We start from the raw sequence: 25,084 nt of genomic DNA, 5'->3' as shown, positions 1-25,084 counted from the left end.
AAGTGTTTTCATCGATTTTTTATTGAGCCTATACATACTACTAAAATTAATATTACCAATTAAAGTTAAACGCCTCCTCAGTTTTAAATCTGAGAAAATTTAAATACTAAGCATATTTTTATATTGAATTCCTAGTATTTTAAAAGGATATTGACTTTCATATGAAAAGAGCATAATATAGGCATACGTTTAAAGTTTTCAGATTTTTTAAATAATAAATCCGTCATCTGAAGAATCACACATTAGAGGAGAGAATAAAGATGAGTAACAACTTAATTTTACAATCAGATTTTGGTATAGAAGACGGTGCAGTCAGCGCAATGAAAGGTGTTGCACGTATGGTCAGTGACAATATCTTCATCAGTGATTTAACACATGACATTCCACCTTATGATATTTGGGTGGCTTCCTATCGTCTCTACCAAACTGTGAAATACTGGCCAAAAGGCACAGTCTTTGTTTCTGTCGTCGACCCTGGTGTAGGCAGTGATCGCAGAAGTATTGCCTGCTTGACCAAAACAGGTCACTATATCATTACACCAGATAACGGTTCACTGACACATATACTGCATTATGAAGGCATTGAATCAGTCATTGCGATAGATGAAGTAAAAAGTCGTTTACCGCATTCTGAAGAAAGTCATACTTTCCATGGTCGTGATATTTATGCCTATAATGGTGCACGCTTAGCTGCCGGTCAAATTGAATTTGAAGATTTAGGCCAGTCTATTGATTTAGACTCAATCAAACAACTTCCAATCAACGATTCTAGACAAGAAGGCGATACACTCATCGGTTATATTGATGTCTTAGATATCCGCTTCGGCTCTCTATGGACCAACATTCCACTTTCTTACTTTAAAGAGAATGATATACACCATGGAGATAACTTGATTGTGACCATTTATAACCGTGAGAACAAAGTCTATCAAAACATCATGAAATTCGTACGTTCTTTTGCGGACGTCAACATTGGTGAACCTTTAGTTTACATTAACTCACTCGTTAATATAGGCGTTGCGGTCAACCAAAATTCATTTTCTAAACTCTATCATATTGGCACAGGAAATGACTGGCGTATCGAAATAACCAAAGGACCGGATTTAGAATAATTTAGAGGTGAAACAACACTATGAAAAAAGAAGGTATTTCAGTTAAAACAATCGTAGCTATTGGTATAGGTGCCGCAGTCTTTGTAATTTTGGGAAGATTTGTCGTTATTCCTACAGGTTTTCCAAATACAAACCTTGAGACTGCATATGCATTTTTAGCATTGATTTCAGCAATTTTCGGCCCTTTAGCTGGTTTATTAATAGGTTTAATCGGCCACGCAATCAAAGACTTCACAATGTATGGAAGTGCTTGGTGGAGTTGGGTAGTTTGTTCAGGTATTATCGGATTAATTTACGGATTTATCGGCCGAAAATTGAGTATCGAGAGCGGCAAATTTAATGTAAAAGACATTATCTTTTTCAACATCACACAAATTGTTGGAAATATCTTTTGTTGGGCAGTTATTGCACCTATTTTAGATATCGTCATTTACAGCGAACCAGCAAACAAAGTATTTACACAAGGTATTATCTCCGCTTCTCTTAATATTATTTCAGTAGGAATTATCGGTACTCTATTACTAAAAGGATATGTAGCAACAAAAGTGAAAAAAGGCAGCTTATATAAAGAATAAGCCTCACACATTGGGCTTCGGCCCTCCATACATATTACAATTACAGAAAGGAATGCGACATGGCACAACCTATCATTTCATTTGAAAATGTCAGCTTTCAATATCATAGCCAAGCCTATCCTACATTAGAAAATATTAACGTCACAATTAACCAAGGTGAAAAAGTACTGGTTGTCGGTGCTTCTGGCAGTGGTAAATCTACTTTTATCAACTGCATCAACGGACTTATTCCTTACAAATTGGACGGCAAACTCAACGGAAAAATCCAAGTAAATGGTGTCATTGTTGAAAATGATTCGTTTCTTGAACGCTCTAATCGTGTAGGCACTGTATTACAAGACACTGATGACCAATTCATCGGATTAACGGCAGCGGAAGATATCGCATTTATTTTAGAGAATAATGCAGTTCCGCAGTCACAAATGCAACAAGCTGTTGCTCAACGTGCTAAAGAAGTAAATATGTTCAATCATTTGGATAAACGTCCCCAGGATTTGTCAGGTGGTCAAAAACAACGTGTTGCTTTAGGTGGCGTATTGGTACATCCTTCTTCTATTCTTGTCTTTGATGAACCACTCGCTAACCTTGATCCAAAAGCTGGTCAAGAAACATTGGAAATCATTGAATCTATTCATCAAAGTGGAGACAAAACGATATTAATCGTAGAACATCGTTTAGAAGAAACATTAGATGAGACATTTGATCGCGTTATCTTATTTGAAGAGGGTAAAATTATCGCAAATATCAAACCTGACCAATTACTTCAAAGTGATACTTTATCAAAAGCTGGCATTAGAGAACCACTCTATATCACAGCTTTAAAATACGCAAATGTACCTTTAAATCAAATCAATCATTTAGCCAATATTCATACATTAAATTCGTCACAAATTATTAATGAGCTCAATCAATGGATTGCTCAAGATGTATCAGATAATGAAATTGATTATGCGCTTGAACCTATTCTAAATTTGACTGATGTTTCAAGTTCAATTGGCAATTATCAAATAATTAACAATATATCCACTACCCTTTATGAAGGTGAAATGTTAAGTATTATCGGTCATAATGGCGCAGGTAAGTCAAGCTTGGCAAAGGCAATTTGCGGCTTTTTAGAAGTGAAAGGAACAATGCAGTTCAAACAACAAAACCTAAATAAAATGTCTATTAGTGAACGTGCACAAAAAATAGGTTATGTTATGCAAAACCCCAATCACATGATTTCTCAAAAAATGATTTTTGATGAAGTAGCTTTGGGATTAAGACTACGTCACTTGGATGAAGAAAAAATCACAAATATTGTACATAATGTCTTAAAAGTTTGCGGTCTTTATCCATTTAGAAATTGGCCCATCTCTGCATTAAGTTACGGTCAGAAAAAACGTGTGACAATTGCTTCAATTTTAGCCTTAGACCCATCAATTATTATTTTAGACGAGCCTACAGCTGGCCAAGATTTACGTCATTATACAGAAATGATGGAGTTCTTAAAAGAACTGAATGAAGCGGGTAAAACAATTATCATAATTACACATGATATGCATCTCATGACAGAATACACAAACCGTTCTCTAGTTCTTTCGCACGGCACAATCATTGCAGACGATACACCTGTTAATATTTTAGCTGATGCCAAAATCAGAGAGAGCGCTGCATTACGTAAGACATCACTTTATACATTGGCCAATATGATAAATCTCACTTCACCCCAAACATTAGTCCGACGATTTATTAATGATGAAAAGAAGGTGAATCATCATGAATAACCATCAAATTTTAGGTTATCAAGAAGGGGATAGTCCTATTCATCGTGTGAATGCGACTGTAAAACTTGTATTCTTGTTATTGGTCAGCATTGCAGCGATGACGACTTATGATACGCGCTTTTTATTTATCACAAGTATTGTCTCATTAGTTATTTTTAAAATTTCAGGTATCAAATGGAAACAAATCAGTTTTGTAGTTAAATTTATTGCCTTTTTTACAATCATTAATATTATAGCGGTGTATTTATTCGATCCTACATATGGTGTTCGTCTTTATAAAAGTAACACAGTTATTTGGGAAGGCATCGGACGTTTTAACTTAACAGCACAAGAATTGTTCTATCTATTCAACCTGTTTTTGAAATACATTTGTACAGTACCGCTCGCACTCGTTTTTTTATTGACTACACACCCGAGTCATTTCGCATCGAGCTTAAATAAAATCGGCGTGAACTATAAAATCAGTTACGCCATTGCATTAGCATTACGTTACATTCCAGACATTCAAGAAACTTACTTTAATATCTCTCAAGCTCAACAAGCACGTGGCTTTGATATGAGTAAGAAAGCCAATTTGTTCAAGCGAATTAAAGGTGTCATTAATATCGCAACGCCGTTAATATTTACAAGTATTGAACGCATCGATACCATCAGTACAGCAATGGAAATCAGACAATTCGGTACGAAAAACAAACGAACTTGGTATGTGAGTGAACCATTCAGAACATCTGACTATGTGATTCTAATTATTGCTGTTTTAATTGTCTCTGTTTCTCTCTCACTCTTCTTTGTGAATGGCAGTCGCTTTTATAATCCGTGGTTAAGTTAAAAATATTCAAATTAATATTCTCGATCTATAAAGATATCCCATAGAGAGAAAATGATATGTACCCAATAGTCAAATTTTTTAAATTTAGCTTTTGGAGTCACTTCAAAATCCAGCTCTATGGGATCCTTATAATAAGGTTAACAAAAGGTAATATCTTCTCTAAATCAACCATAAACATAATCGAACAATTAATAAATTAAGTCTATTCTATGTACTGTAATAACTTATTAATCTTCTTTATGTTTTTTACGTCTGTAATTAGATTTTAACCTTAGTTCACTTTTAAATTTCTCATGAGACCTTTGAGAGGTATTTAAAAATATTTTCGTAATATTGTCTATTCGGTTTCCTGAAATATATGTTTTTGTATATTCTTTTTTAGTCATTCTTTTAGAAGTACTGTTTTCTTTTTGTAATTTATCAATTTCTTCTACAATGTATACTCTTATAATTAAATCAAGGCTAGACGTTTGATTATAAGTAGTAAATAATTTAGGAATTAGCAACGTTTTCCTATTATCAAAAAGAAACGGTTGAAACTCATCTTCTTTCCATGAACCGTCAGAATAATAATAATATTTCTCACTTTCTTCAGTTTGATAAGATTGCAATTCAGGATATAACTTAATTAAATGCCTATTGAATTCAATTATAACATTCATAATTATATTTGTGGTTAAATCGGATAACTTATCATCACCAAAGCTTTTAATCAGCGGAGTCTTTTGCGGAATTGATAATCCATCTTCATTTAATATTATAGAAATGATATCTCTATTCATAAATATGTCGACAAATTCTTTGGCTGTAGTCCCTTTTCCTGTATTTCCTTCTTGCGAAAATCCTAGCCCTATGTGATGAGGTTCCGAAAAGTGAGAAAATAACCCCATAAATTCTTTCCTTTTTTCACCATTTGCCAAATCATCTCTGTATACTTCGAAAATCCTTTCAAAAAAATTATCAATTTGCTTTTTTGCTTGTTTTGCTAAAGCACCAATTTTTCCAGTTTCTCTTTCTGAAACCAAATCAATAAGATTAGGGTCTACAAATTGAAGCATATCTTCTTTAACAGAAATATTTAAATAATCAACTTCAGACGGGGTATGTCCTAATTTTTCACATAATAATGTCAATTATACATCATCCTTTAATTTTTATTAGCCATTTACTTATCGTATATTTTGATGTATAATTGTAAATGTCGGTTTACTAATCATACAATATATCAAAGATTAGACTTGATTACATAGATAGACTTAACTTATTTATTATAACACTATTTTTATTAATTTGCAAAAAACCTGCATCTACTTTTCAATAGATGCAGGTTTTTTCTAAATATTTATTCTTCCTCAAAATCCTTCAACACATGTTTATTATCTTCTTGCAATTTACTGTATTCTGCTTTTGGCACTGGGTTATCTTTGAGTTTAAATTTAGGATAAATCCATAGCGCGCTTAAACTGATTAAACCAAATACAACAAAGGTTGCTTTGTAGTTTAGGAAAACAATTAGTGGTCCTGCTAGGATAGAACCGATTACTTGTCCGACTGCCAGGAGTAAGAAAGGAATGCCGATACCGATTGACGCATTTCTAACATAGACACGAATGCCCCAAACCATTAGTACACCTGTTAAGAAAATATAGCTAATGCCAAATAAAGAAGAGGCAATAAAAGGTGTAATCCATAACAACTGCGCAAGTGCGAGTAAAATGGATGCGGCAGAAATCGCAATCACACCTAAATTATAAGCAAAACGTATGCCTTTTTGCTCAATGATGTTGCCTGAAACACCTCCAATAATGCCGAAGACCCCAATTAAAATCCAGAAAATAGAGAGTTGAAAGTTTGTATAAAGATCTGTGGCTTGAACGAAAGATTTAGAGAATGTCCAAAATGGTGCAGTCGCAATACCTAGCAAGGTAGAAGCTAAAGCAATACGACTGCCATTTTTAACATCTAATAAATTAAATGAACCTGTATAAATTTCAAGAGGTTGATTTAAACTTGGAATAATTATAAAGTTCCACACCAACATAATAAGCGCGAGTACTGCATAAGAGAGATACATCGTTCTCCAATCTAAAAATGCGATCATTGCAGTGACTCCAGCAAGCATCAAACCAATACTTGTACCTGAGTTAATCCAAGTGTTCGCTTTACTTTGTTCCTCTAATTTAATCCATAATGAAATCACATAACCATAAGGTGGTGAGACGAATCCTGTACTAGCACCCGCAAATAACACACCTAAGGCAAGAATCATTAAATTAGGTGAGATACCAATTAAAATAAGTCCGATTAATACTGATAAACCTGCGGCCATAATCATATTTTTCGGCCCGACTTTATCAGTTTTAAATGTCGCAAAGATAATGGAGAAACAATAAGATAAATAGAACAGTGATGAAATTAAACCAGCCTGTGTCGGTGTCAGACTTAAATCTTGTGAAATATCTGGTAAAAACAAACCAAAGCTGAACCGACCCAGCCCATATGTCACAGCTATCATTAAAATACCAGGTATAACCAGCTTAGAAAACCTCATAAACTCCTCTCCTTTTAGATATAACGTTCATTCTATTTTAGTGTAAAAGAAAATCAGCATTTTTTAAATGCTGAAGTCTTATCTTTTTAAATTCTATTTGTATGCTGCTTCCCTTAAATACATCTCCGCAATACGTAATGAGTGATCTGTTGCTTTATCCACACCGACTAATGCGGTCATAGAAGTTGTGCCTTCTAATAGTAATGCATATTGAATCGCTAATGCTTCTTGATCTTCTAATCCTTGTTCTGCAGTGAGGTGCTCTAAATAATCTAATAAACGTTGTTTATGTCCTCTAGCAATAGAAACAATGTCTTGATTACTTTCAGCGTAATCTTCAATCGCTCTTAAGAACATATCACCTTTATAAGAATAATCTTTCAGCCACTTACAATGAGCTTTCACAATACAGGTTAGAGGTTGTACTTGTTTAATTTTTGTATACTCATCTAAATATTCCCAATAGCGCGCTTCACGTTGTTTTAAAACCGCTTCTACTAACTTCTCTTTTGAATCAAAGTGATTATACAATGTCATTGTCGCAACGTTCGCTTCTTGAATAATCTGTTTCAATCCGACACCGTTGAATCCATATTCATAAAACAATTGTTCTGCGACTGCTAATAAATCGTTGCGTTTTTGAGACATAATCTTCACTCTTTCTTCATTATTTACTTTAATCTATCTTACAAGTCTCTTTTATCTCTGTCAAAACAACGAAAAAACCGAACACCCTGAAATGAGTGCTCGGTTAGACTAGATTTTACCTATTTAACGATTACTTATTTTTTAAGAGAATCAGGAATTGCTTGGTAGCCTTCTCTTACGTTGATCACATCTGTGAAGCCTTTATTTTCTAAGATACCGACTGCGATTGAACTACGTACACCTGATTGGCAATGTACATAGATTGGCGCGTCTTTATCAAATGGAACATCCGCATCTAGTAATTTACCGTGTTTGATGTGTTTCGCTTGGTCAAGATGACCTGCATCCCATTCATCATTTGTACGTACGTCTAATACATTTTCTTCTTTACCTGTCATGTCTGCACTGTGTACAGAAGGTGTCATAACATCATATTTCGGTAAACGGTAACCTGCGACACGGTCATAACCGATTAATTGAAGTTGGTAAGCCGCTTGTTGTACTAAGTCGCGGTCACCGATTAAATCGATGTCTTTGTCGTAGTCAAGATACCAACCGATTTGGTTAATGAAGCCTTTATCAAATGGAATATTGATTGTGCCGTATTCATGACCACCATGATACGCTGAGCGTGAACGTACGTCGAATGCAAGGCGGTCTGAATCTAGACTTGGATATACATCATATGGTGTATATAAGTCTGTTCCCATTTGGTTGATATATTTCATATGACCGAAATGATGTGGTGGATCAGGTTGTTCTGAAGTGAGTTGTTTCACGAATGCTTCTTTATCATTCACATTGAATGCCCAGTTATTTACACGTTCATAACCGAGTGTAGATGTTGGAACAGCACCTAGTGATTTACCACAAGGACTGCCTGCACCATGACCGGGCCAGATTTGGATATAGTCTGGTAATTCACTCACTGATTGAATAGAATCATACATTTGTTTCGCACCTTTTTCAGTTGTGCCTTCAACTTGTGCTGCTTTTTCTAATAGGTCTGGACGACCGATATCGCCTACGAAGATGAAGTCGCCAGTAAAGAGACCCATCGGTACTGAAGAGCCACCGCCTTTATCAGTGAGTAAGAAACTGATACTTTCTGGTGTATGACCTGGTGTGAATAACACTTCAATATCAATGTTACCTACATCAATATGATCATGGCCTTTCACAAATGTTGTGTTTTCAGGCATATTTTTGTAGCCGAATTGTTCTCCGCCTTCAGCTGAGACATACACTTGTGCGTTTAAGCGTTCAGCTGCATCACGGATACCAGATGCGAAGTCAGCGTGAATGTGTGTTTCAGCTGCTTTAGTAATTGTGAAGCCTTCATCATCTGCGACTTCAATATATTTAGATAAGTCACGTACTGGATCGATAATCATTGCTTCTCCTGTACGTTGACAACCGATTAAATAAGAGGCTTGTGATAATTTATTATCATAAAATTGTTTGAAAAACATTCTAAAACTCCTTTACTTATTTGTGTTTTGTCTCTCTTTAGATAAATAAGTTATGGCTTGCGTTTTGTGTGTCACCGATATAGCTGCCTACACCGCCGTATGACACTTCGTCACGTAATTCTTCTTTTTCAATGCCCATGACATCCATACTCATTGTGCACGCAATCAATTTAATATCTTGTTCGATTGCTTTATCTAACAATGCTGGAAGAGAATCCACATTTTTCTTTTTCATGACATAACGCATCATTAAGTTGCCTAAGCCGAACATATTCATTTTAGATAACGGCATTTTCACTGGTGTTTTCGGCAACATCATATCGAACATTTTTGCGATACCTTTTTTCTTCACGTTCGCTGGATTTTCTTTCTTCAACGCATTTAATCCCCAGAATGTGAAGAAGATTGAAACGTCACGACCTGCTGCTTTCGCACCATTTGCGATAATCAACGCAGCTAATGCTTTATCAAGTTCTCCGCTGAATAACACGATTGTTGTACCGTTTGCGGAATGTGAAACTTCCATTGCTTTTGGTTCTTCTTTTTGAATAATTGCTGTGACTTTTTCGTCATCTTGGTTAATACGTACTAGGGTATTACCTGTTTGTTTCACCCAGCTTTGAATGTCACTGTAGAAACCTGGGTCAGTAACTGTTGCTTCAACTTGATCACCTGGTTTAAGTTGTTTCATTTCTTGGCTTAAGTTCATGATAGGACCAGGACATTGTAAGCCACTGTAGTTTAATTGTTTGCGGTTATCTTTTACTTTCGTTTCTGTACTTTCTTTAACTTCTGTATTATCGTCACCTTCACTATAAGCCACATAACCGCCATCTAGATTTACAACGTCATAACCTTGTTTGTCTAGATACTCTGCAGCTTTTAGACTGCGTTTACCGCTTCTACAATAAATATAGTACGTTTTATCTTTCTTCTTATCGAACTGTTCTATTTGATCGACTGGATATAATTCCGCACCTTTAATGTGCCCGTCTGCGTATTCTTCAGGTGTTCTGACATCGATTAATTGTCCATCTTTTGCTAAACGTTCAAAATCTTGATTACTGAATTCATTAATGTGTTGTGTTTTCATATACTCCCGTGTTGCCTCCCTTTCAAAAATACCTATAGGGGTATCTTAAAACCTTTCAGGATAAATGTCAAATGCCCTAGGGGGTATTTGACAAAAATTCTTTTTCCAACTACAATAAAACTACTCAGTCTTAATATGGGGGTATTATGAATGAATTATGATCAAAAAATGATTAATCGTATTAAACGTTTACAAGGACAATTGAATGGCGTCGTGAAAATGATGGAAGAAGATAAAGATTGTAAGGATGTTATTACACAATTAAGTTCTTCTAAAAGCGCATTACAACGCTTAATGGCAGTAATTGTCAGCGAAAATTTAGTAGAATGCGTTAAAGCAGCAGAAGATAATAACGAAGATTCACAAGCCTTAATTGAAGAAGCAATCAACTTGCTTGTGAAAAGTAAATAATGGATATCGTGACTTTAATTACGATGCTCCTTATCGGGGTATTTGGCGGTTTAGTTTCTGGAATGGTCGGTATAGGTGGCGCAATTATTATCTATCCCGCTATTCTAATCATTCCGAGCCTTTTAGGCCTTCATACTTACACGCCTTATCTCGCTTCAGGACTCGCATCCAGCCAAGTATTCTTCAGTACACTCAGCGGTTCGATTAAAGCGAAAAGCAATCCAGAATTCTCATTAAAACTCGTACTGTACATGGGTGCTAGCACACTAATTGGGAGTACAGTCGGTGCTTTCTTTACACAATGGTTCAGTACGACTGCAGTAAATATTGTTTATATCGTGGTCGCAATTCTTGCGTTGGTGTTATTATTCATTAAAGTGAAACCGCAAGAAGGCACACCGCACTTAAACCGTATGTTACTCATCTTATTCGGCATTGGTATCGGGGCCATTTCTGGTATTGTTGGTGCAGGTGGCTCGTTCATGATTATTCCAGTCTTGCTCGTATTCTTTAAATTACCGATGAATACCGTCGTCGCAAATAGTATCGTTATCGCATTTATCTCATCTATCGGTTCCTTTGTGATTAAACTCTTCCAAGGCTTTATTCCTATCGCAGATGCGATTCCTTTAGTCATCGGTAGTATTATCTTCGCACCAATTGGTTTAATGATTGGTAAGAAATTACCAAGTGTTGTTCAAAAATGGATTATCAGTATATTAATAATCATCGCAGTCATTCAATTAATCTTTTAAATAGATGCCAAGTTCTGATATAGAGCTTGGTTTTTTATTTATACATATAGGTATCAGGGTATAAAATAAGCGTCCATATAGGTGTAACCCCCTATTTAAATCAATAACTCAGGGTTAAACTTGTTTCTGTGAAGTTTTACGCTAAAATTAATAGTGAAGCGTTAAAACTACCTAGCTATATAGAAAGTGGTGAAATAATGGCTAAGAATCAAAAGCGAGAGATGTTATTACGAGCAGCAGCCGATATTGTGAATGAACAAGGTGTCAGTGCCTTAACACTTGATGCCGTAGCACAACGTGCAGAAGTGAGTAAAGGCGGACTCCTCTATCACTTCAATACCAAACAAGCCTTAATTCAAGGTCTAGTGGACCATGCGAATGAACTTTATAAAGAAAATGTTAATCATTATATTGATAACGAAAAAGAAAGTAAATGGCTCCATGCCTTTATTGAGGCAACACGTGAACATCGTAAAGAAAACAAAGCTGTGACTTCTGCCATTCTAGCAGCACAAGGTAATGATCGTAATTTACTCGGTCCCCTACAAGAAACCTACCAAGATTGGCAAAACCATATTGAATCGGATGGTTTAGACGCAGTGGATGCGACGATTTATCGTTTAGCTGTAGATGGCTTATGGCTATCTGAAATTTTCGGTTTAACATCTATCGACGAAGACATGCGAGAAGCTGTCTTAGATCGTTTAAAAGAATTAAGCAACAAATAAATAGAGGTACAACCCTTGTCATGAGAGGCTCTTACAAAAAAGAGACTCTCTTTTTTTATTTTTCTTAAACAAAGGGGTTGAAATAAAACCGTCCAGTTGGTACACTAACAACCGTTGAAAAAAATAACTGAAACTCGGAGGGATAAATAGTCCATGAAAAAAGTAATGTTAACAGCAGCAATTACAGGCGCTGGCGACACAACAGAAAAAAATAAACATGTACCCGTAACACCTGAAGAGATTGCGGATGCCGCAATTAAATGTGCACGTGCAGGCGCAACAGTGGCACATATTCATGCAAGAGATCCAGAAACAGGTGGCGTAAGCCATGATGTTGAATTATATAGAGAAGCAGTACGTTTAATCCGTGAAGCAGATGAAGATATTGTGATTAATATTACTGCAGGCGGCGGTGGCGACTTCATCCCAGATATGCAGAACCCTTACCAAGCTGGAGAAGGTTCAGATATCCAAACACCAGATGAACGTCATGAGCCAGTTGGAGAATTATTACCAGAAATTTGTACATTAGATTGCGGTAGTGTCAACTTCGGAGATATGGTTTATATCAGTCCGACAGATTGGTTACGCCGTCAAGCACAATTAATCAAAGATGCAGGTGTAAAACCTGAATTAGAATGTTTCGATAGCGGTCATATCCGTTTTGCGAATCAATTAGTTTCTGAAGGTTTAATCGAAGGCGAACCAATGTATCAATTCTGCCTAGGTATTCCATGGGGTGCAGACAATGATGCAGAAACGATTGAATACTTCAAAACACGTTTACCAGAAAATGCTCATTGGTCAGCATTCGGTATCGGTAAAATGCAGTTGCCAACAGTAGAAGAAGCTGCGAAACGCGGCGGCAACGTACGTGTCGGCTTAGAAGATAACATCTATTTATCAAAAGGTGTTAAAGCGACAAACGAAGAACTAGTAGAAAAAGCAGTAGAAATCTTAAAAGGTTTAGATATGGAACCTATGACACCGCAAGAAGCGCGTGAAAAATACAATTTAACTCAGCCAAAAGGAGACAATTAAAATGAAATTTGCAGTAGTAGGAACAGGCGTTATCGGCAGTGGCTGGATCACTCGCATGCTTGCGCATGGTCACGAAGTGATCGCAACTGACCCAGGTGAAGGCGCACAAGAAGCAATGATGGCACAAATCAAACAAAATTGGCCATACGCTGAAGAAATGGGATTAGCAGAAGGTGCATCTTTAGATAATCTGACTTTCACACCACACTTAGATGAAGCAGTGAAAGATGCAGACTTGATTCAAGAAAATGTACCAGAAGTTGAAGAAATCAAAGCAAGTGTCTTAAAAGAAATCGACACTTACGCACGCCCTGACGCAATTATCGGTTCAAGTACTTCAGGTATTATGCCAACTGAACTGCAAGAAGGATTAAAACATCCAGAGCGTTTAGTTGTAGCACATCCTTTCCACCCTGTTTATATCTTACCGTTAGTTGAAATTGTACCAGGTAAAGAAACTGCAGAAGACACAGTTGTAAAAGCTGAAGAACTTTATGAAGGTATCGGTATGGACGTCCTACATGTCCGTAACGAAATCGAAGGACACATTGCGGACCGTCTTATGGAAGCTTTATGGCGTGAATCATTACACATCGTTAATGAAGGTATCGCAACTACTGAAGAAGTAGATAAAGCCTTCACTCACGCAGCAGGCTTACGCTACGCACAATATGGTCCATTCATGACATTCCACTTAGCTGGTGGTAATGGCGGTATGCGTCACATGTTGAAACAATTCGGTCCAGCACTTAAGAAACCTTGGACTAAATTAGTTGCGCCAGAATTAACAACTGATTTATACAACGCAGTTGTAGAAGGATGCGAAACAAGTTCACAAGGTTACACAATGTCAGAACTTGACCAAAAACGTAATGAATTCTTAGTGAAAGTGAAAAAACTTGCGCAAGAATATTGGCCAACTGAAACACCAGGTATGAAGAAACGTCAACCTCAATCACAGGGGGTATAAATTCATGACACAACTCTTTACGTATCAAGTGACAGTAAAAGACGAATGGCTCGATCATAATAATCATATGAATGACGCAGAATACAACCGCGTCTTCAGTAATGCGGCAGATGAATATCTCGCTTACTTAGGTTTAAGCGAAACTGAAATCGAGCGCCGCCATTACACAGTCTTCACTTTAGAAAATCATGAAACGTATCAAAAAGAAGTTAACAAAGATGAAAATTTGACGGTGACTGTACAACTTGTCGATCATGATGCGAAACGTCTTCATGCATTCATGACACTGTATGATCAAGCACAAGATGTATGTGCCACATACGAAGTCATGTTAATGGGCATTGATACAAACTCAGGTCGCCCAGCACCCTTCCCTGAAGACATCGCACAAAATATTGAACAAGATGCTGAACTAGTAGAAAAAGAAGGATTAGACCAACCTAAAGAACTTGGTCGTCAAATCGGTATCAAACGTAAAAAGTAAGCACAATACAATGAATTGATTAATATCACAATTTGCATAACACCCAAATGGGTTTCATATAGATACAAAAAGTTCCACTTGCGATAAGGTAAGTGGAACTTTTTGTATCTTATTATTGCTTTTATCATTCAAACCATCATTCAAAAAATTAGTACTGCCCTTTTAAAGATACATACTTACAAATCGCGATAAATCGAGGTTTATAAGACGTCCGTATCTCTTACTTCAGACAAACGTCAGTCTGACCTTTAATGCTAAAAAAGCGCCATGAACTCTTTGTTCAGGCGCTTTATCTTATGTACTATTTCGTACTTCTACTGTTTTGAATCTATCTCTGCATGATGTTTTCAATGGCTTCTATATCATGTTTTGAAGTATAGACTTTGATTGAAAAGCCGTTGGCTTTATCTGTATCGTAATACCAATTGCCATTTGAAATTTCATCAGGCCCATTATGAAAATCTGTGAAGTCATCTTTTGTCATTTTTCCAGGTACTACAAACACATGACTGACTTGATTGTTTGAATTATAACTGACACCGATATTGCCATATAATTCAGCTTTCTTGCCATCAATTGTTTTAGCACCTTCTGCACGACCATATTCTCTCTCTATCGCACTTTTGGTTTCCCCTATTTCAAAACCTTCATACCCCTCTGTATTAGGCGCATGCATATAACCTTGACTGAACATTGGTGAGTTCACATCAATCTCTACTTTATGCGTAGGTGGTAAATGTGACGCTCTAGGTTGTGCTTTACCAACTTGATTCGACCAAAATGCCAACACACCATAGAATAGTCCAGCGACCAGAGCTAAGAATACTAATACGAGTACACTACACCAAATGAAAGTTTTAATTCTGCCATGATCTTTTTGTTGATGTATGACCTCCGAACGAGAAAATTGACTTGGTGTACCACATTGAGTACAAAAAGCTTCACTAGACTGTAACGCATTTTTACATGTTGTACAGTATTTCCCCATATTCCTTCCTCCGATAAATCTTTTTCACAATTCAATTATATTTAAAACTTTGATAATTTTCTACATAAAACGTTTTAAGAAACTGTAAAGTTGTTAAAGAAAACTAAAAAAGTACCTCAGTTACCCTGAAGTACTTCAAAGTTTCACGTAAAACATAATACGATGACTAGTTCATTTTAATAATGATACGTCCCGCATCACCATTTGCGAGTTCGTCAAATCCTTCATTAATCTCATCTAAAGTTAATGTTTTACTTATTAATGGATCGATATTTAAACGTCCTTTTTGATAAAGATTAGTAAAACGTGGTATATCTCTATCTGGAACACAACTGCCAACATAAGATCCTTTAATTGTTCTTTCTTCAGCAGCTAGCGTTACTTGTGGAAAGGCGAATTGTTGACTTGGATCTGGCAATCCTGTCGTAACAGTTGTGCCTCCACGTTTAGTAATAGCGTATGCAGTTTCCATTGCTAGTGTGACTCCTGCTGTTTCAAATGCATATTCTACACCGCCATCCACATATGATTTTATTTTATCTACTATATCTTCATCTTTAGAATTAAATACTGCTGTCGCGCCTAATTCTTTAGCAATATCAAATTTGTTTTCATTAATATCCAAAGCAATAATCTCATTAGCGCCTGCAAGTCTAGCTCCAATAATAGCATTTAAACCAATACCACCGAGTCCAACAATCGCGACGTTACTGCCTGGTCTGATTTGCGCTGTGTTCATAACAGCACCTATTCCTGTAATTACTGCACAACCAAAGACTGCCGCACGTTCAAACGGAATCTCTTTGTCTATTTTGACGATTGAGTTTTCAGAGACAACTGCGTATTCTGCGAAGCCTGAAACCCCTAAGTGATGGTGAACTTCACCTTGGTTGTTAGATAAACGAATACCACCCTCTAACATTTCACCTTTTTCATTCGATTCTGCACCGTTCTCACACAATGCTGGTCTTCCTTCACGACACGGGATACAATGTCCGCAACTTGGTATGAAGACGCAAACGACATGGTCTCCTTTTTCGAAGCCAAGCACATCACTGCCAGTTTGTATAACTTCTCCAGCAGCTTCATGTCCCAACGCCATTGGCATAGGTCTAGGGCGACTGCCATTAATCACTGATAAATCCGAATGACATAGACCCGCAGCATGAATTTTTATAAGTACTTCGTGTGCACGAGGTTCGTCTAGTTCAAGTTCTTCAACTTTCAGTGGTTGCGATTGACTATAAGGCTGCTCACTTCCCATTTCATATAATACCGCTGCTCTTGTTTTCATAACTAACATCCCCTCTTTCTATTTCTCTCTACCCCCTTAGTACATTTTTTATACTTAACACCTCCTTATACTCCCTGTAGTTACGCATTTATCAAATAAAAAAAGCTTCAATCGGAACTAAAACAAATAAAAAACGTTATCTCCGAATAAGCTTCAGAGATAACGTGAAAAGGTTATAAAATATGATTAATGATATCGAACTATAAGTTAATAATTATGCTCTGCTGTTGATGTAGCTGTCTGGGTTCACACTGTATTGGTTACCTACGCCACCTTGCATGCGTTGGAAGTGTAAGTGTGGTGCAGTTGAGTTACCAGTGCTACCTGATAGACCGATTTGGTCACCAGCACTAACATCTTGTCCTTGTTGTACATTTAAGCTGTTCATGTGCATATACCATTGATAGTTATTGCTGTTTTTCTCTTGGATTGTAACTTGGTTACCGCCACCATAGTTACTCCAGCCAGCTTGTGTTACTGTACCGTCTGTTAATGAGTAAACAGGTGTGTTTTCAGGCATACCATAGTCTACACCATAGTGAGCGCCGCCACCGTGATATTGACCATATGGTTGGATCTTAGGATGTTTAGTTAACCAACCTGCATCTTGTGCTGTTGCACCGTCTGCTTGGTTAGAAGGTGCACTGTCACCAGATGTTTGTGCTGCTTGGTCAGAACCTTGTGTTGAGCCGCCACCTTGTTGTCCTTGAGCTGCAGCATTAGCTTGTGTTGTTTGTGGTGCTGGTGCTTGTGTAGCTTCAACATTTTGTGCTGTACCTGCATCAGATGTAGCGTTTTGTGCAGGTGCATATGTTGTATTATCTTGTGATTGGTTATATGTGTTTTCGTATTGTGCGTTTGATGTATTGTTGTTATAAGTTGCGTTATTTTCTGAAGCTTTGTTTGGATTGTTTGCGATATCTTCTGCTGATGGTGCTTCATTTACGTCATAACCATTTGCTTGGACATCTGAATTTGATGCATTTGCTGAATAGTTATTGTCATCGTATTGGTAGCTAGGGTTTAATAAACTTTGTGGGAAATAGAAATAGTGTGTTGCCCCTGCTTCATCTACGATAGTGAATTGATATTCTTTATTATCAAACATTGATTGGTCCCAATTGCCATCTAATGTGTGGTGGTAATTACCTTGTGTATCTTTCGTGAAGTATGATCCATATGAATAACCTTTAGTCTGATCTGCTGTCTGTTGTGCTTGTTGTGTTTGTTGCGGTGCAACTTGGTTATTTTCAGCTGCGTCTGCGTGGTGACTGATAAATCCTACTGAAGAAACTCCCAAACCTACAATAGTAGCTGTTACTAATTTATTCATCATGTAAACTCCCGTCCTTAAAAATTTTATTGATTCGTTAATACGTTTTTCGTTTTTCTCTCAATCAAAATTACAAGACTAAAGGTAACACGGGAAGTACACTAAATAAAGGCGTATAATTGTTTTGTAAACAAATGTATTTTGCATGTAATATAGTTACTGAAATATTACTACCTTGTAAGTACTGTGAAGACGGGGTTAAAACGTCGTTCTTCTTTTCCCTTGTTATCTCTTTATTACTAAATTGAAATGTTTGAAACCCTTGATTTCCGGATATTTTAATAATGATTCTTGTGCGCAAAAGCCTTATAACCCCTGGGTTTTCCTTACATTTTCAATTTCAAAACCGCTTCTCTTCCACCCTCCATCACACTAACTACATACTCTTATTGTTTTCTTTACTTTGTTGATAATATCGAAATACAAAATACAAACCAGCTAAAAAGAATAGGAAAAGTACGCCATTACCTATAACTTTCGCAATAATATATGTCATTAAGATAAAGGAAAGAAACGCTAAAGTAATAGAAATAATTAAAACCAACCATCTTGTACTATCACTATTTTCTCTTCCAAGAAACACTCGACTTAAATGCGTCTTATAAAAATCTATCAATTTCAGATACAACTTCAGCATTGCTCCAACTGCTACTATAAAATAAACACCAAACACAATGATTTTTAAAATGTTCCATATGAAACCGAACAGTTCATTCATGATGATAATCTCCTTTATATTTCTATCACCTGTAATGCATGACGCATTTCTTTATCAATATCTTTTGTCCGCCACTCTCTGAAGTAGCCTAATGAAACACAACTATAATGGATATTATCCTTTGTGATACTTCCTCTGAAATGAACATGTCCCATCAAACTATAGCGTATGGGATAGTCTTGATATAACTTCATAAAATCAGAAGTTCCGATAAATGCGTTGAAGTAATCAAAAATACGATGCGGCATTGGCACTTTAAAACTAGGGTCCGTCACCACATGTGTAATCAAAATAATATTTCTACCTTGAACCTTTTTCATATCCGCTTCTGCCAGTTCAGCTGCTTTACGAGACACTTCTCTATCTGGCATTCCCCAATCAACATGGACTTTATCTTGCCACGTTGCACCTTTAAAGCGTCTGCGCTCTAAATAATCCAGACTATATTTAGGATTTGCATAACTATAGTCATACCAACCGCTATTTCCGACAATTGCCCATTCATCATTAATAATGTAAGGATTGCCCATCAATTGTTCCGGCTTACTCATAAAGAAATCATGAATCACTTGTGTAGACGTACCATCTGTTGACCAATAATCATGATTGCCCGGAATAAAACGTACATCTATACCTGTTAATACTTCCATTTGTTGGATGAAGATATATGATTGTTGATGATCATTCGAAATATCTCCAGCAATCACTAACAAATCTAATTGTTCTTGTTTAACAAGCTGCGATAAATGTTCTGTATATTGTGCTTCAGTATAATCAGAAGGGCGATCGATATGTAAATCTGAAATGACTCCTATTTTCATTTGTTTGATCCTTCCTCTTTATTGAACGTTTATGTATTATTTTAGACTAATTAAAAAGGAGCACAAGCATTACATGCTCATCCTCCTTTGAACTTACTACTATATAAATAGGAACTTAGTCTATCGTATTGAGTTGGATTAAGATTTTTTCTTGCGACTTATCTTGAATCAATTTTTCAAAACCATCTTCTTTAATATGGTCTAAAGTAATTTTGCTAGTAATGATAGGTTCTGACGCTAATGCACCGGAAGCTAATTCATTCATAACTTGATTGTATGTGTCATTACCATATCCAACAGAACCCATAATATTTACGCCCGTAAACAATAAGTTTTGCGGTACGTTGAATTCTAAACTTTGCGTGTGGAAACTTACAATCATGACTGTGCCTCTTACACGTGTAGATTGAATAGATTGTGTAAATGTATCTGCCACACCGGCTGCTTCTATACTTACATCTGCACCTTCTGGATACATTTTTCTAATGGTCTCTACTGGATTTGTTTTTGTAGAATCAATCGTTGTATCTGCACCCATTGCTTCAGCTATTTTCAAACGTTCTTCAGCAATATCAATTGCGATTACTTGCTTTGCGCCTTGTGCTTTTGCGGCCGCAATAGAGAAGAGACCGATTGGCCCAGCACCATAGACAGTCACAATATCTCCTTCTTCAATTCCAGCATCTTTAACAGCTTGATACGCAACAGATGCCGGCTCTACCAATGCTGCTCGTTCTAATGATAACTCTTCTGGTACTTTGAATACAGAATTCTGTGGAATGATTGTATATTCAGCAAATCCTCCATCAATCTGTGCACCAACCGCATCTAAAGTAACAAAGCGTTCATATAATGCATTCTCTTGATCTTCGAACATCATCGGATAAATACAAACACGATCGCCTTTTTTAAGCTCTGTAACATCTGAACCTACTTCTTCTACTACACCTGAAAATTCATGTCCAAGCACAGTTCCTCTCTCCATCGGTACTGAGTCTGGATGCAAATAAGCGTGCAAGTCTGAACCGCAAATACCTGCCCAAGCCACTTTCACTTTGACATCATCACTGCTCAGTTCTTTTAATTGTCTCTCTTGAACTCTAATATCTTTTTCGCCATACCAAACGGCTGCTTTCATTATGAATTCCTCCCTTTTTCTTTTGAAATTACGTTATAATGAAAACTTGTAATCTCAACTATAGACTGGTTATATGAAGGAATGAATTCTAAAGCAGAACTTTACTCGAAAGTTCTGCACACTTATATACAATTTGTGCAGAAAGAGGATAAACATGGATAAAAGAACAAAGTATACAATGGAACAAATTAAATCTACTTTATTAGGCCTCTTAGATACACACTCCTTTGAAACCATCACTGTAACTATGATTTGCGAACAAACAAGTATTAGTAGACGTACATTCTACAATCATTTTTCAGACAAATTTGAAGTAATAGATGAAATTATGAATGACTATACCCAAGCAATGCGCCAAGCCGCTTCAGAAAGTACGCCTGAAAACTTCAAACAAGGCATACTGAATGGCTTTAACTTTATTCATAAAAATAAGGTTGTTTTTATAAAACTTTATAAAAGTCCAGTCTCTAATCTATTTCTTACACGACTAGGTTCTGTCATTACTGAACTAGTAGAGCCTAAACTTAATCATGCTTACTTACAAATGCACAACATCTCAGTTCAAACTATCTTAGTTTTCTTAACGAGTGCAGTTTTAGGTATTGTTATTGAATCAGTTACTAAAAATGATGAGGATTATACAACTAAAGTTGAAGAAATAGCCACACTAGTCAAACCTTATTTCAAAACTAAAACAATATAATTATAAGTAGAATTTTAAATGAAAAGGTTATTTTCAAATTAATAATAATAAAAATGGGTATCCGTATATTGGAGAGATTTGTGCAAACAGGCCTCTTCCGCTAAGCCCTATAATCCATACTTATATCGATGCAGAAAGGGTGATATAGTGGAACAATTTGAAGCTTCTGATAGTGCAGTAGATCTTGAGGATATTAATTTCGCTTGGGATCAACTTATTACTGACGAAGACGAATTGGTGGAGGCTGGCTATCCTCAAGGTCTGCTCGAAGAGTGGATAGAGGATGGTGTTATCAAGCCTTTCTCTCCCAGAGGCAATAAAAGGCACTTTTATTCAAAAGATGTCTTCGTTGCAACTGTTCATCATGTCTTACGAACATAGCATGATGGGAAGCAATGGATCGACCAATGGTTGATCCGCTTCCTTTTATATAGATCATACATAACAAAAAAACTGCCAGTTTTTACACTGACAGCTTATACTTCTTATTGGAACTCAACAAATTTTTCATTTGGCATTCTAAATGAATCACGTGGTGCTTTAGCTTGTTTACCAATTGCGATGATCATTACAGGTACATAACGTTCTAATGGATAACCTAGGACTTCACCAATTTGATCTGCTTCAAATCCACCAATCGGATTCGTATCATAACCATGTTGTTTCGCAATTAACATCAATTGCATAGCCATTAAACTACTATCGATTTTGACAATGTCACTCATTTGTTCTCGCGTTAAACTTTTATAACCGTTCTTTGCGAGTGGCAGGATTTGGTCTCTGACTTCTTGTGGCATCATACCTTTTTCAACTGCACTATCATAGATATATTCTGCATTCTCATAGCATTGCAAGTCGCCAAAGATAACGAGCATCGCAGAGGATGTGTCGTTCTGGTTCGTATTGAATTGAACGAGTGGTCTTAATTTCGCTTTAGCTTCATCACTTTCAACCACAGCAACTCTCCATGGCTGCATATTCACTGAAGAAGGTGCTGTCGCAGCTTTTTCCAATATCTCATTCATTTCTTCTTTTGAAATTTTAAACTCCGGATCGAACCCTTTTACAGACTTTCTACTATTTAGAATATCAGTAAAGTTTTCCATACTTTCACCTCATATATATTTTCTATACAATAGACTACAGGTTAAACTATGGTTTAAGGGAAGTGATTTGTTTGAAAAAGTACTCCATTCAAGAAGTTTCTGAGATGAAACATATCTCTAAGAGTAAATTGCGTTATTATGAAAAGCATGGTTTATTGTTGAATATTGAAAGAAATGCAAATAATCAACGTGTATATTCTGAAACAGACATAGAAATTATCAGCTTAATTCAATGCTTAAGTTTACTCAATATGCCACTCAAGAAAATTAAGTATTACGTTGAACAACTTAACGAGAATAAAGCACAGATTTCAGATGTTTTAGAAGCACACCTTAAAGTACTTAAAGCAGAAAAAGATATTATCGAAATGCGTATTGATGTCATTGAAGAAAGATTACATCGCACTAAAAAAACAATTTAGTTATTCAAGTATGGAATCTTTCTTCAAGCATACTTATATAAAAACACCCCCTCACTCTACCGTGTGTAAGGGGGCATTTGTCTATTAACTCTATTTTTTTCTTTTATGTAGCTGTCTTGTCCATAAAAGATAACTTATGAATGGCTACCTTGCATCAATTGTATTTCGTTCTCTGCTTCTCTTCTTACTCTTGTTTTATCTGCTTCAACCCAACCTGGAATTAAGAACGCATCCACAATCACCCAAATCAACGTTGGAATACCAAATGTAAACCAAGCTGTTAATAATGTTAATGCAATCATCCCAATAGCTGATCCCGTTTTACCGAAATAGAAACGGTGTCCTCCTAAGCTTCCAAAGAAAAACCATAATACATAAGCAATCGCAGGTTGTTTTGCTTTGCTTGCGATTTGTGATTCAATAAAACTTTTCTCTTGTAAATTCATCAATGTTCCACCTTTCTGTATACTTCAATCAATCCTAATAAAAACTTAATAAATCTTACTATACACATCTAGGTGGTCAATTATTGTCCAGTAATGCAATTTTTTTGTTTTTCCAAAATAATAACTTTTAAATCTTCATTTTATTTAACTTTCTTGCTTACCGTTTACTTACCTTTGTTTTTGTTTACTCATAGCAACTTTTGATTTGATTAATACGCTCAATAAAACTATCAATGTACTTTTGAGGTTCTAAAATACGTGCTAAAGGTGCCATTTGATAAGCAATATAGTATGCATCTAATTCCGTACAAGCGACTTTCACTATGATTTTTCCGTCCTGCGTACGGTCTAGTACCTCAACAATCTTATATTGTTGGCGGAACAATGCCATTTTCGATTCATCAATTTCAACCGTGACGAGTTCTTTGCTTTTGACTTCATCAAACTTATGATTGGAAACCATAAAATTTTCAATCAGGCGGACGCGCTCGGTATAAACTGTTTTTTCATATTCATAAGTAAACCAATAGTCATAATGCATGTACATCGTTGATAATGGTTTCACTTCAATATTACGTCCTTTGAATTTCATCCATACTAAGTATTTTTGACTAATCGCTTTTTCGATTAACATTAGAGTTTCACCTGGAAATGTTTCATCCCGGTTATTGAAATGATCCAACATTTCACTTAAAACTTTTCTATCTTCAATACGCATGCCCTGTATTTCTCTTCTGAATAAGTTATACACATCTACATGCAAGATAGGTGTTAAGCTTTTAATTTTTACCATAAGCCCTAACAGTGCTAAACCGCTTAAACTGTTAGAATGCGTGATTAATTCATAGCCGCCCTTTTTATGTACTACCTCAGTATTTCTATTATTCCAATATTCACTTTCATAGAAAAAATCATTAATCGTTCTAATATCCCTTTGAATCGACTTCGTACTTACATTCCCAAAATCAGAGAGATCTGATTTTCTAACTGTTTCCCCATTCAACAAACGTGTGAAGATATTCAAGACTCTTGTTGATTTATCCATGTTTACCATCTCCTACAGTTCAATATACAGTTATAAGTGGACAATCTTTGTCCATTACACAATCTTCTATGTTATTTATCAAATAACTCACTTTATTATTATGAATAATTACCTGTCTTACCCCATTGATAAACCATTATGAGCAAAACTGTTTATTTTTCTCTCAAAATATTGTTAAATGTAATTATAATAGTTACATTAAGAAGGTGAACACGGTGAACTTAGAATTTAATATTGCGGTACATGTGCTGGCTTTCTTAACGAAACATGCAGATGAACGTTTCTCAAGTAAAGCTTTGTCTGAGTTAGTTTGTATTAATCCCGTACAATTACGGCGTGTGACAGGAAAGTTAATGGAACAAGGCTATATTGATACAGTTCGCGGTAAATATGGTGGCTATCAAGCTAATGTTAAAACAGCCAAAGCTGATTTAGCAGATTTGTTTCAATTATTTACTGCTGAACGGACACAAGGTCGTCTTTTTACAGGAAATTCTGCCAGTCATTGTGAGATTTCTCGAAAAATCGGGAATACTATGGCTAAACATCATGCGAAGGAACACGAACTGCTGATGCAGTATTATCGTGGTTTCACAATTGAAGAAGTTTTACGTGAAACATTAACAGCAATTTAA

Annotated in this window: 28 protein-coding genes; 14 read left to right on the top strand and 14 right to left on the bottom strand. The window is 36.1% G+C overall.

Annotated features, from left to right (window positions below; translation table 11 throughout):
* Window positions 1-260: 260 nt before the first annotated feature.
* The 4 genes from MUA87_RS00575 to MUA87_RS00560 are packed head-to-tail and all read left to right on the top strand — an operon-like array spanning window position 261 to window position 4,282.
* Window positions 261-1,112 carry an SAM hydrolase/SAM-dependent halogenase family protein gene (locus tag MUA87_RS00575; protein ID WP_105988814.1) on the top strand — a complete coding sequence of 284 codons (852 nt, stop codon included), beginning with the start codon at window positions 261-263 and terminating at the stop codon, window positions 1,110-1,112.
* 20 nt (window positions 1,113-1,132) lie between these two features.
* Entirely contained in the window at window positions 1,133-1,687 is a 555-nt protein-coding gene (locus MUA87_RS00570) for an ECF-type riboflavin transporter substrate-binding protein (RefSeq protein WP_262551038.1), read from the top strand.
* A gap of 59 nt (window positions 1,688-1,746) precedes the next feature.
* Window positions 1,747-3,453: an ABC transporter ATP-binding protein gene (locus MUA87_RS00565; RefSeq protein WP_262551036.1), complete on the top strand. Its 1,707-nt coding sequence runs from the start codon at window positions 1,747-1,749 to the stop codon at window positions 3,451-3,453.
* Window positions 3,446-4,282, top strand: coding sequence for an energy-coupling factor transporter transmembrane component T family protein (locus MUA87_RS00560; protein ID WP_262551032.1), 837 nt, complete (start codon window positions 3,446-3,448; stop codon window positions 4,280-4,282). The genes MUA87_RS00565 and MUA87_RS00560 overlap by 8 nt, the downstream gene beginning before the upstream one ends.
* Before the next feature lie 227 nt (window positions 4,283-4,509).
* On the opposite strand, the gene MUA87_RS00555 is transcribed toward MUA87_RS00560, so the two are convergent.
* From MUA87_RS00555 to MUA87_RS00535, 5 genes are all read right to left on the bottom strand, one after another.
* On the bottom strand, window positions 4,510-5,415 hold the full coding sequence (locus MUA87_RS00555; protein WP_262551031.1) for a hypothetical protein: 906 nt from the start codon (window positions 5,413-5,415) through the stop codon (window positions 4,510-4,512).
* A gap of 209 nt (window positions 5,416-5,624) precedes the next feature.
* On the bottom strand, window positions 5,625-6,833 hold the full coding sequence (locus tag MUA87_RS00550; RefSeq protein WP_262551029.1) for an MFS transporter: 1,209 nt from the start codon (window positions 6,831-6,833) through the stop codon (window positions 5,625-5,627).
* Window positions 6,834-6,926: 93 nt separating this feature from the next.
* Window positions 6,927-7,481 (bottom strand): TetR/AcrR family transcriptional regulator, encoded by a 555-nt coding sequence (locus MUA87_RS00545; protein ID WP_262551027.1) that lies wholly within the window; start codon window positions 7,479-7,481, stop codon window positions 6,927-6,929.
* Between the two features lie 134 nt (window positions 7,482-7,615).
* Window positions 7,616-8,953, bottom strand: coding sequence for a persulfide dioxygenase-sulfurtransferase CstB (gene cstB, locus MUA87_RS00540; RefSeq protein ID WP_023014807.1), 1,338 nt, complete (start codon window positions 8,951-8,953; stop codon window positions 7,616-7,618).
* A 37-nt stretch (window positions 8,954-8,990) separates the two neighbouring features.
* Entirely contained in the window at window positions 8,991-10,046 is a 1,056-nt protein-coding gene (locus MUA87_RS00535; protein ID WP_002480194.1) for a DsrE/DsrF/DrsH-like family protein, read from the bottom strand.
* Window positions 10,047-10,196: 150 nt separating this feature from the next.
* On the opposite strand from MUA87_RS00535, the gene cstR reads away from it, so the two are divergent.
* The 6 genes from cstR (at window position 10,197) to MUA87_RS00505 (ending at window position 14,435) form a co-directional block, all read left to right on the top strand.
* Window positions 10,197-10,457: a persulfide-sensing transcriptional repressor CstR gene (cstR, locus tag MUA87_RS00530; protein WP_002480195.1), complete on the top strand. Its 261-nt coding sequence runs from the start codon at window positions 10,197-10,199 to the stop codon at window positions 10,455-10,457.
* Entirely contained in the window at window positions 10,457-11,212 is a 756-nt protein-coding gene (locus MUA87_RS00525; RefSeq protein WP_002480196.1) for a sulfite exporter TauE/SafE family protein, read from the top strand. Before cstR ends, MUA87_RS00525 begins: the two co-directional genes overlap by 1 nt.
* 197 nt (window positions 11,213-11,409) lie before the next feature.
* A complete protein-coding gene (locus MUA87_RS00520; protein ID WP_061055043.1) occupies window positions 11,410-11,940 on the top strand; it encodes a TetR/AcrR family transcriptional regulator in 531 nt (176 codons plus the stop codon).
* A 153-nt stretch (window positions 11,941-12,093) separates the two neighbouring features.
* Entirely contained in the window at window positions 12,094-12,981 is an 888-nt protein-coding gene (locus tag MUA87_RS00515; RefSeq protein WP_023014809.1) for a beta-keto acid cleavage family enzyme, read from the top strand.
* Window position 12,982: 1 nt separating this feature from the next.
* A complete protein-coding gene (locus MUA87_RS00510) occupies window positions 12,983-13,951 on the top strand; it encodes a 3-hydroxyacyl-CoA dehydrogenase NAD-binding domain-containing protein (RefSeq protein ID WP_002480199.1) in 969 nt (322 codons plus the stop codon).
* Window positions 13,952-13,955: 4 nt separating this feature from the next.
* Window positions 13,956-14,435 carry a thioesterase family protein gene (locus MUA87_RS00505; RefSeq protein ID WP_262551023.1) on the top strand — a complete coding sequence of 160 codons (480 nt, stop codon included), beginning with the start codon at window positions 13,956-13,958 and terminating at the stop codon, window positions 14,433-14,435.
* A gap of 328 nt (window positions 14,436-14,763) precedes the next feature.
* Here the strand turns inward: MUA87_RS00505 and MUA87_RS00500 are convergent, their stop codons facing one another.
* The 6 genes from MUA87_RS00500 to MUA87_RS00475 form a co-directional block, all read right to left on the bottom strand.
* Complete coding sequence (locus MUA87_RS00500) at window positions 14,764-15,423, bottom strand: zinc ribbon domain-containing protein (protein ID WP_262551021.1); 660 nt, start codon at window positions 15,421-15,423, stop codon at window positions 14,764-14,766.
* A 166-nt stretch (window positions 15,424-15,589) separates the two neighbouring features.
* On the bottom strand, window positions 15,590-16,717 hold the full coding sequence (locus MUA87_RS00495; protein WP_070849212.1) for a zinc-dependent alcohol dehydrogenase family protein: 1,128 nt from the start codon (window positions 16,715-16,717) through the stop codon (window positions 15,590-15,592).
* A gap of 214 nt (window positions 16,718-16,931) precedes the next feature.
* Window positions 16,932-18,053 (bottom strand): M23 family metallopeptidase, encoded by a 1,122-nt coding sequence (locus MUA87_RS00490; protein WP_002480205.1) that lies wholly within the window; start codon window positions 18,051-18,053, stop codon window positions 16,932-16,934.
* Window positions 18,054-18,426: 373 nt separating this feature from the next.
* Window positions 18,427-18,768 (bottom strand): hypothetical protein, encoded by a 342-nt coding sequence (locus MUA87_RS00485; RefSeq protein ID WP_070625545.1) that lies wholly within the window; start codon window positions 18,766-18,768, stop codon window positions 18,427-18,429.
* A 14-nt stretch (window positions 18,769-18,782) separates the two neighbouring features.
* A complete protein-coding gene (locus MUA87_RS00480) occupies window positions 18,783-19,589 on the bottom strand; it encodes a metallophosphoesterase (protein WP_126497860.1) in 807 nt (268 codons plus the stop codon).
* Between the two features lie 115 nt (window positions 19,590-19,704).
* Window positions 19,705-20,727, bottom strand: a complete 1,023-nt coding sequence (locus MUA87_RS00475; protein ID WP_262551019.1) for a zinc-binding dehydrogenase — start codon at window positions 20,725-20,727, stop codon at window positions 19,705-19,707.
* A 154-nt stretch (window positions 20,728-20,881) separates the two neighbouring features.
* On the opposite strand from MUA87_RS00475, the gene MUA87_RS00470 reads away from it, so the two are divergent.
* Window positions 20,882-21,430 (top strand): TetR/AcrR family transcriptional regulator, encoded by a 549-nt coding sequence (locus tag MUA87_RS00470; RefSeq protein WP_002480209.1) that lies wholly within the window; start codon window positions 20,882-20,884, stop codon window positions 21,428-21,430.
* Between the two features lie 147 nt (window positions 21,431-21,577).
* The gene (locus MUA87_RS00465; RefSeq protein WP_002480210.1) at window positions 21,578-21,811 is read left to right on the top strand and encodes a hypothetical protein; all 234 of its coding nucleotides are present in this window, start codon (window positions 21,578-21,580) and stop codon (window positions 21,809-21,811) included.
* 104 nt (window positions 21,812-21,915) lie between these two features.
* On the opposite strand, the gene MUA87_RS00460 is transcribed toward MUA87_RS00465, so the two are convergent.
* Window positions 21,916-22,536 carry a nitroreductase family protein gene (locus MUA87_RS00460; protein WP_070625539.1) on the bottom strand — a complete coding sequence of 207 codons (621 nt, stop codon included), beginning with the start codon at window positions 22,534-22,536 and terminating at the stop codon, window positions 21,916-21,918.
* A 71-nt stretch (window positions 22,537-22,607) separates the two neighbouring features.
* Here MUA87_RS00460 and MUA87_RS00455 point away from each other — a divergent pair, with 71 nt between their 5' ends.
* Entirely contained in the window at window positions 22,608-22,958 is a 351-nt protein-coding gene (locus tag MUA87_RS00455) for a MerR family transcriptional regulator (protein WP_107539843.1), read from the top strand.
* A gap of 134 nt (window positions 22,959-23,092) precedes the next feature.
* Here the strand turns inward: MUA87_RS00455 and MUA87_RS00450 are convergent, their stop codons facing one another.
* Both MUA87_RS00450 and MUA87_RS00445 read right to left on the bottom strand, forming a co-directional pair.
* Window positions 23,093-23,404: a TM2 domain-containing protein gene (locus tag MUA87_RS00450; RefSeq protein WP_002480213.1), complete on the bottom strand. Its 312-nt coding sequence runs from the start codon at window positions 23,402-23,404 to the stop codon at window positions 23,093-23,095.
* Window positions 23,405-23,588: 184 nt separating this feature from the next.
* Entirely contained in the window at window positions 23,589-24,449 is an 861-nt protein-coding gene (locus tag MUA87_RS00445) for a WYL domain-containing transcriptional regulator (RefSeq protein ID WP_061055037.1), read from the bottom strand.
* 215 nt (window positions 24,450-24,664) lie between these two features.
* Between MUA87_RS00445 and hypR the strand changes: the two genes are divergently transcribed.
* Window positions 24,665-25,084 (top strand): redox-sensitive transcriptional regulator HypR, encoded by a 420-nt coding sequence (hypR, locus tag MUA87_RS00440; protein WP_262551018.1) that lies wholly within the window; start codon window positions 24,665-24,667, stop codon window positions 25,082-25,084.

Source organism: Staphylococcus simulans (assembly GCF_025561465.1).
Classification (GTDB): Bacteria; Bacillota; Bacilli; order Staphylococcales; family Staphylococcaceae; genus Staphylococcus; species Staphylococcus simulans.
This window is presented reverse-complemented; position numbering and strand designations above follow the sequence as displayed.

Excerpts from the sequence above, each read along its gene's own strand:
- MUA87_RS00575 (WP_105988814.1), top strand. The coding sequence starts at position 261 with ATGAGTAACAACTTAATTTTACAATCAGATTTTGGTATAGAAGACGGT.
- MUA87_RS00570 (WP_262551038.1), top strand. The coding sequence starts at position 1,133 with ATGAAAAAAGAAGGTATTTCAGTTAAAACAATCGTAGCTATTGGTATA.
- MUA87_RS00565 (WP_262551036.1), top strand. The coding sequence starts at position 1,747 with ATGGCACAACCTATCATTTCATTTGAAAATGTCAGCTTTCAATATCAT.
- MUA87_RS00560 (WP_262551032.1), top strand. The coding sequence starts at position 3,446 with ATGAATAACCATCAAATTTTAGGTTATCAAGAAGGGGATAGTCCTATT.
- MUA87_RS00550 (WP_262551029.1), bottom strand. The coding sequence starts at position 6,833 with ATGAGGTTTTCTAAGCTGGTTATACCTGGTATTTTAATGATAGCTGTG.
- MUA87_RS00545 (WP_262551027.1), bottom strand. The coding sequence starts at position 7,481 with ATGTCTCAAAAACGCAACGATTTATTAGCAGTCGCAGAACAATTGTTT.
- cstB (WP_023014807.1), bottom strand. The coding sequence starts at position 8,953 with ATGTTTTTCAAACAATTTTATGATAATAAATTATCACAAGCCTCTTAT.
- MUA87_RS00535 (WP_002480194.1), bottom strand. The coding sequence starts at position 10,046 with ATGAAAACACAACACATTAATGAATTCAGTAATCAAGATTTTGAACGT.
- cstR (WP_002480195.1), top strand. The coding sequence starts at position 10,197 with ATGAATTATGATCAAAAAATGATTAATCGTATTAAACGTTTACAAGGA.
- MUA87_RS00525 (WP_002480196.1), top strand. The coding sequence starts at position 10,457 with ATGGATATCGTGACTTTAATTACGATGCTCCTTATCGGGGTATTTGGC.
- MUA87_RS00520 (WP_061055043.1), top strand. The coding sequence starts at position 11,410 with ATGGCTAAGAATCAAAAGCGAGAGATGTTATTACGAGCAGCAGCCGAT.
- MUA87_RS00515 (WP_023014809.1), top strand. The coding sequence starts at position 12,094 with ATGAAAAAAGTAATGTTAACAGCAGCAATTACAGGCGCTGGCGACACA.
- MUA87_RS00510 (WP_002480199.1), top strand. The coding sequence starts at position 12,983 with ATGAAATTTGCAGTAGTAGGAACAGGCGTTATCGGCAGTGGCTGGATC.
- MUA87_RS00505 (WP_262551023.1), top strand. The coding sequence starts at position 13,956 with ATGACACAACTCTTTACGTATCAAGTGACAGTAAAAGACGAATGGCTC.
- MUA87_RS00500 (WP_262551021.1), bottom strand. The coding sequence starts at position 15,423 with ATGGGGAAATACTGTACAACATGTAAAAATGCGTTACAGTCTAGTGAA.
- MUA87_RS00495 (WP_070849212.1), bottom strand. The coding sequence starts at position 16,717 with ATGAAAACAAGAGCAGCGGTATTATATGAAATGGGAAGTGAGCAGCCT.
- MUA87_RS00490 (WP_002480205.1), bottom strand. The coding sequence starts at position 18,053 with ATGATGAATAAATTAGTAACAGCTACTATTGTAGGTTTGGGAGTTTCT.
- MUA87_RS00485 (WP_070625545.1), bottom strand. The coding sequence starts at position 18,768 with ATGAATGAACTGTTCGGTTTCATATGGAACATTTTAAAAATCATTGTG.
- MUA87_RS00480 (WP_126497860.1), bottom strand. The coding sequence starts at position 19,589 with ATGAAAATAGGAGTCATTTCAGATTTACATATCGATCGCCCTTCTGAT.
- MUA87_RS00475 (WP_262551019.1), bottom strand. The coding sequence starts at position 20,727 with ATGAAAGCAGCCGTTTGGTATGGCGAAAAAGATATTAGAGTTCAAGAG.
- MUA87_RS00470 (WP_002480209.1), top strand. The coding sequence starts at position 20,882 with ATGGATAAAAGAACAAAGTATACAATGGAACAAATTAAATCTACTTTA.
- MUA87_RS00460 (WP_070625539.1), bottom strand. The coding sequence starts at position 22,536 with ATGGAAAACTTTACTGATATTCTAAATAGTAGAAAGTCTGTAAAAGGG.
- MUA87_RS00450 (WP_002480213.1), bottom strand. The coding sequence starts at position 23,404 with ATGAATTTACAAGAGAAAAGTTTTATTGAATCACAAATCGCAAGCAAA.
- MUA87_RS00445 (WP_061055037.1), bottom strand. The coding sequence starts at position 24,449 with ATGGATAAATCAACAAGAGTCTTGAATATCTTCACACGTTTGTTGAAT.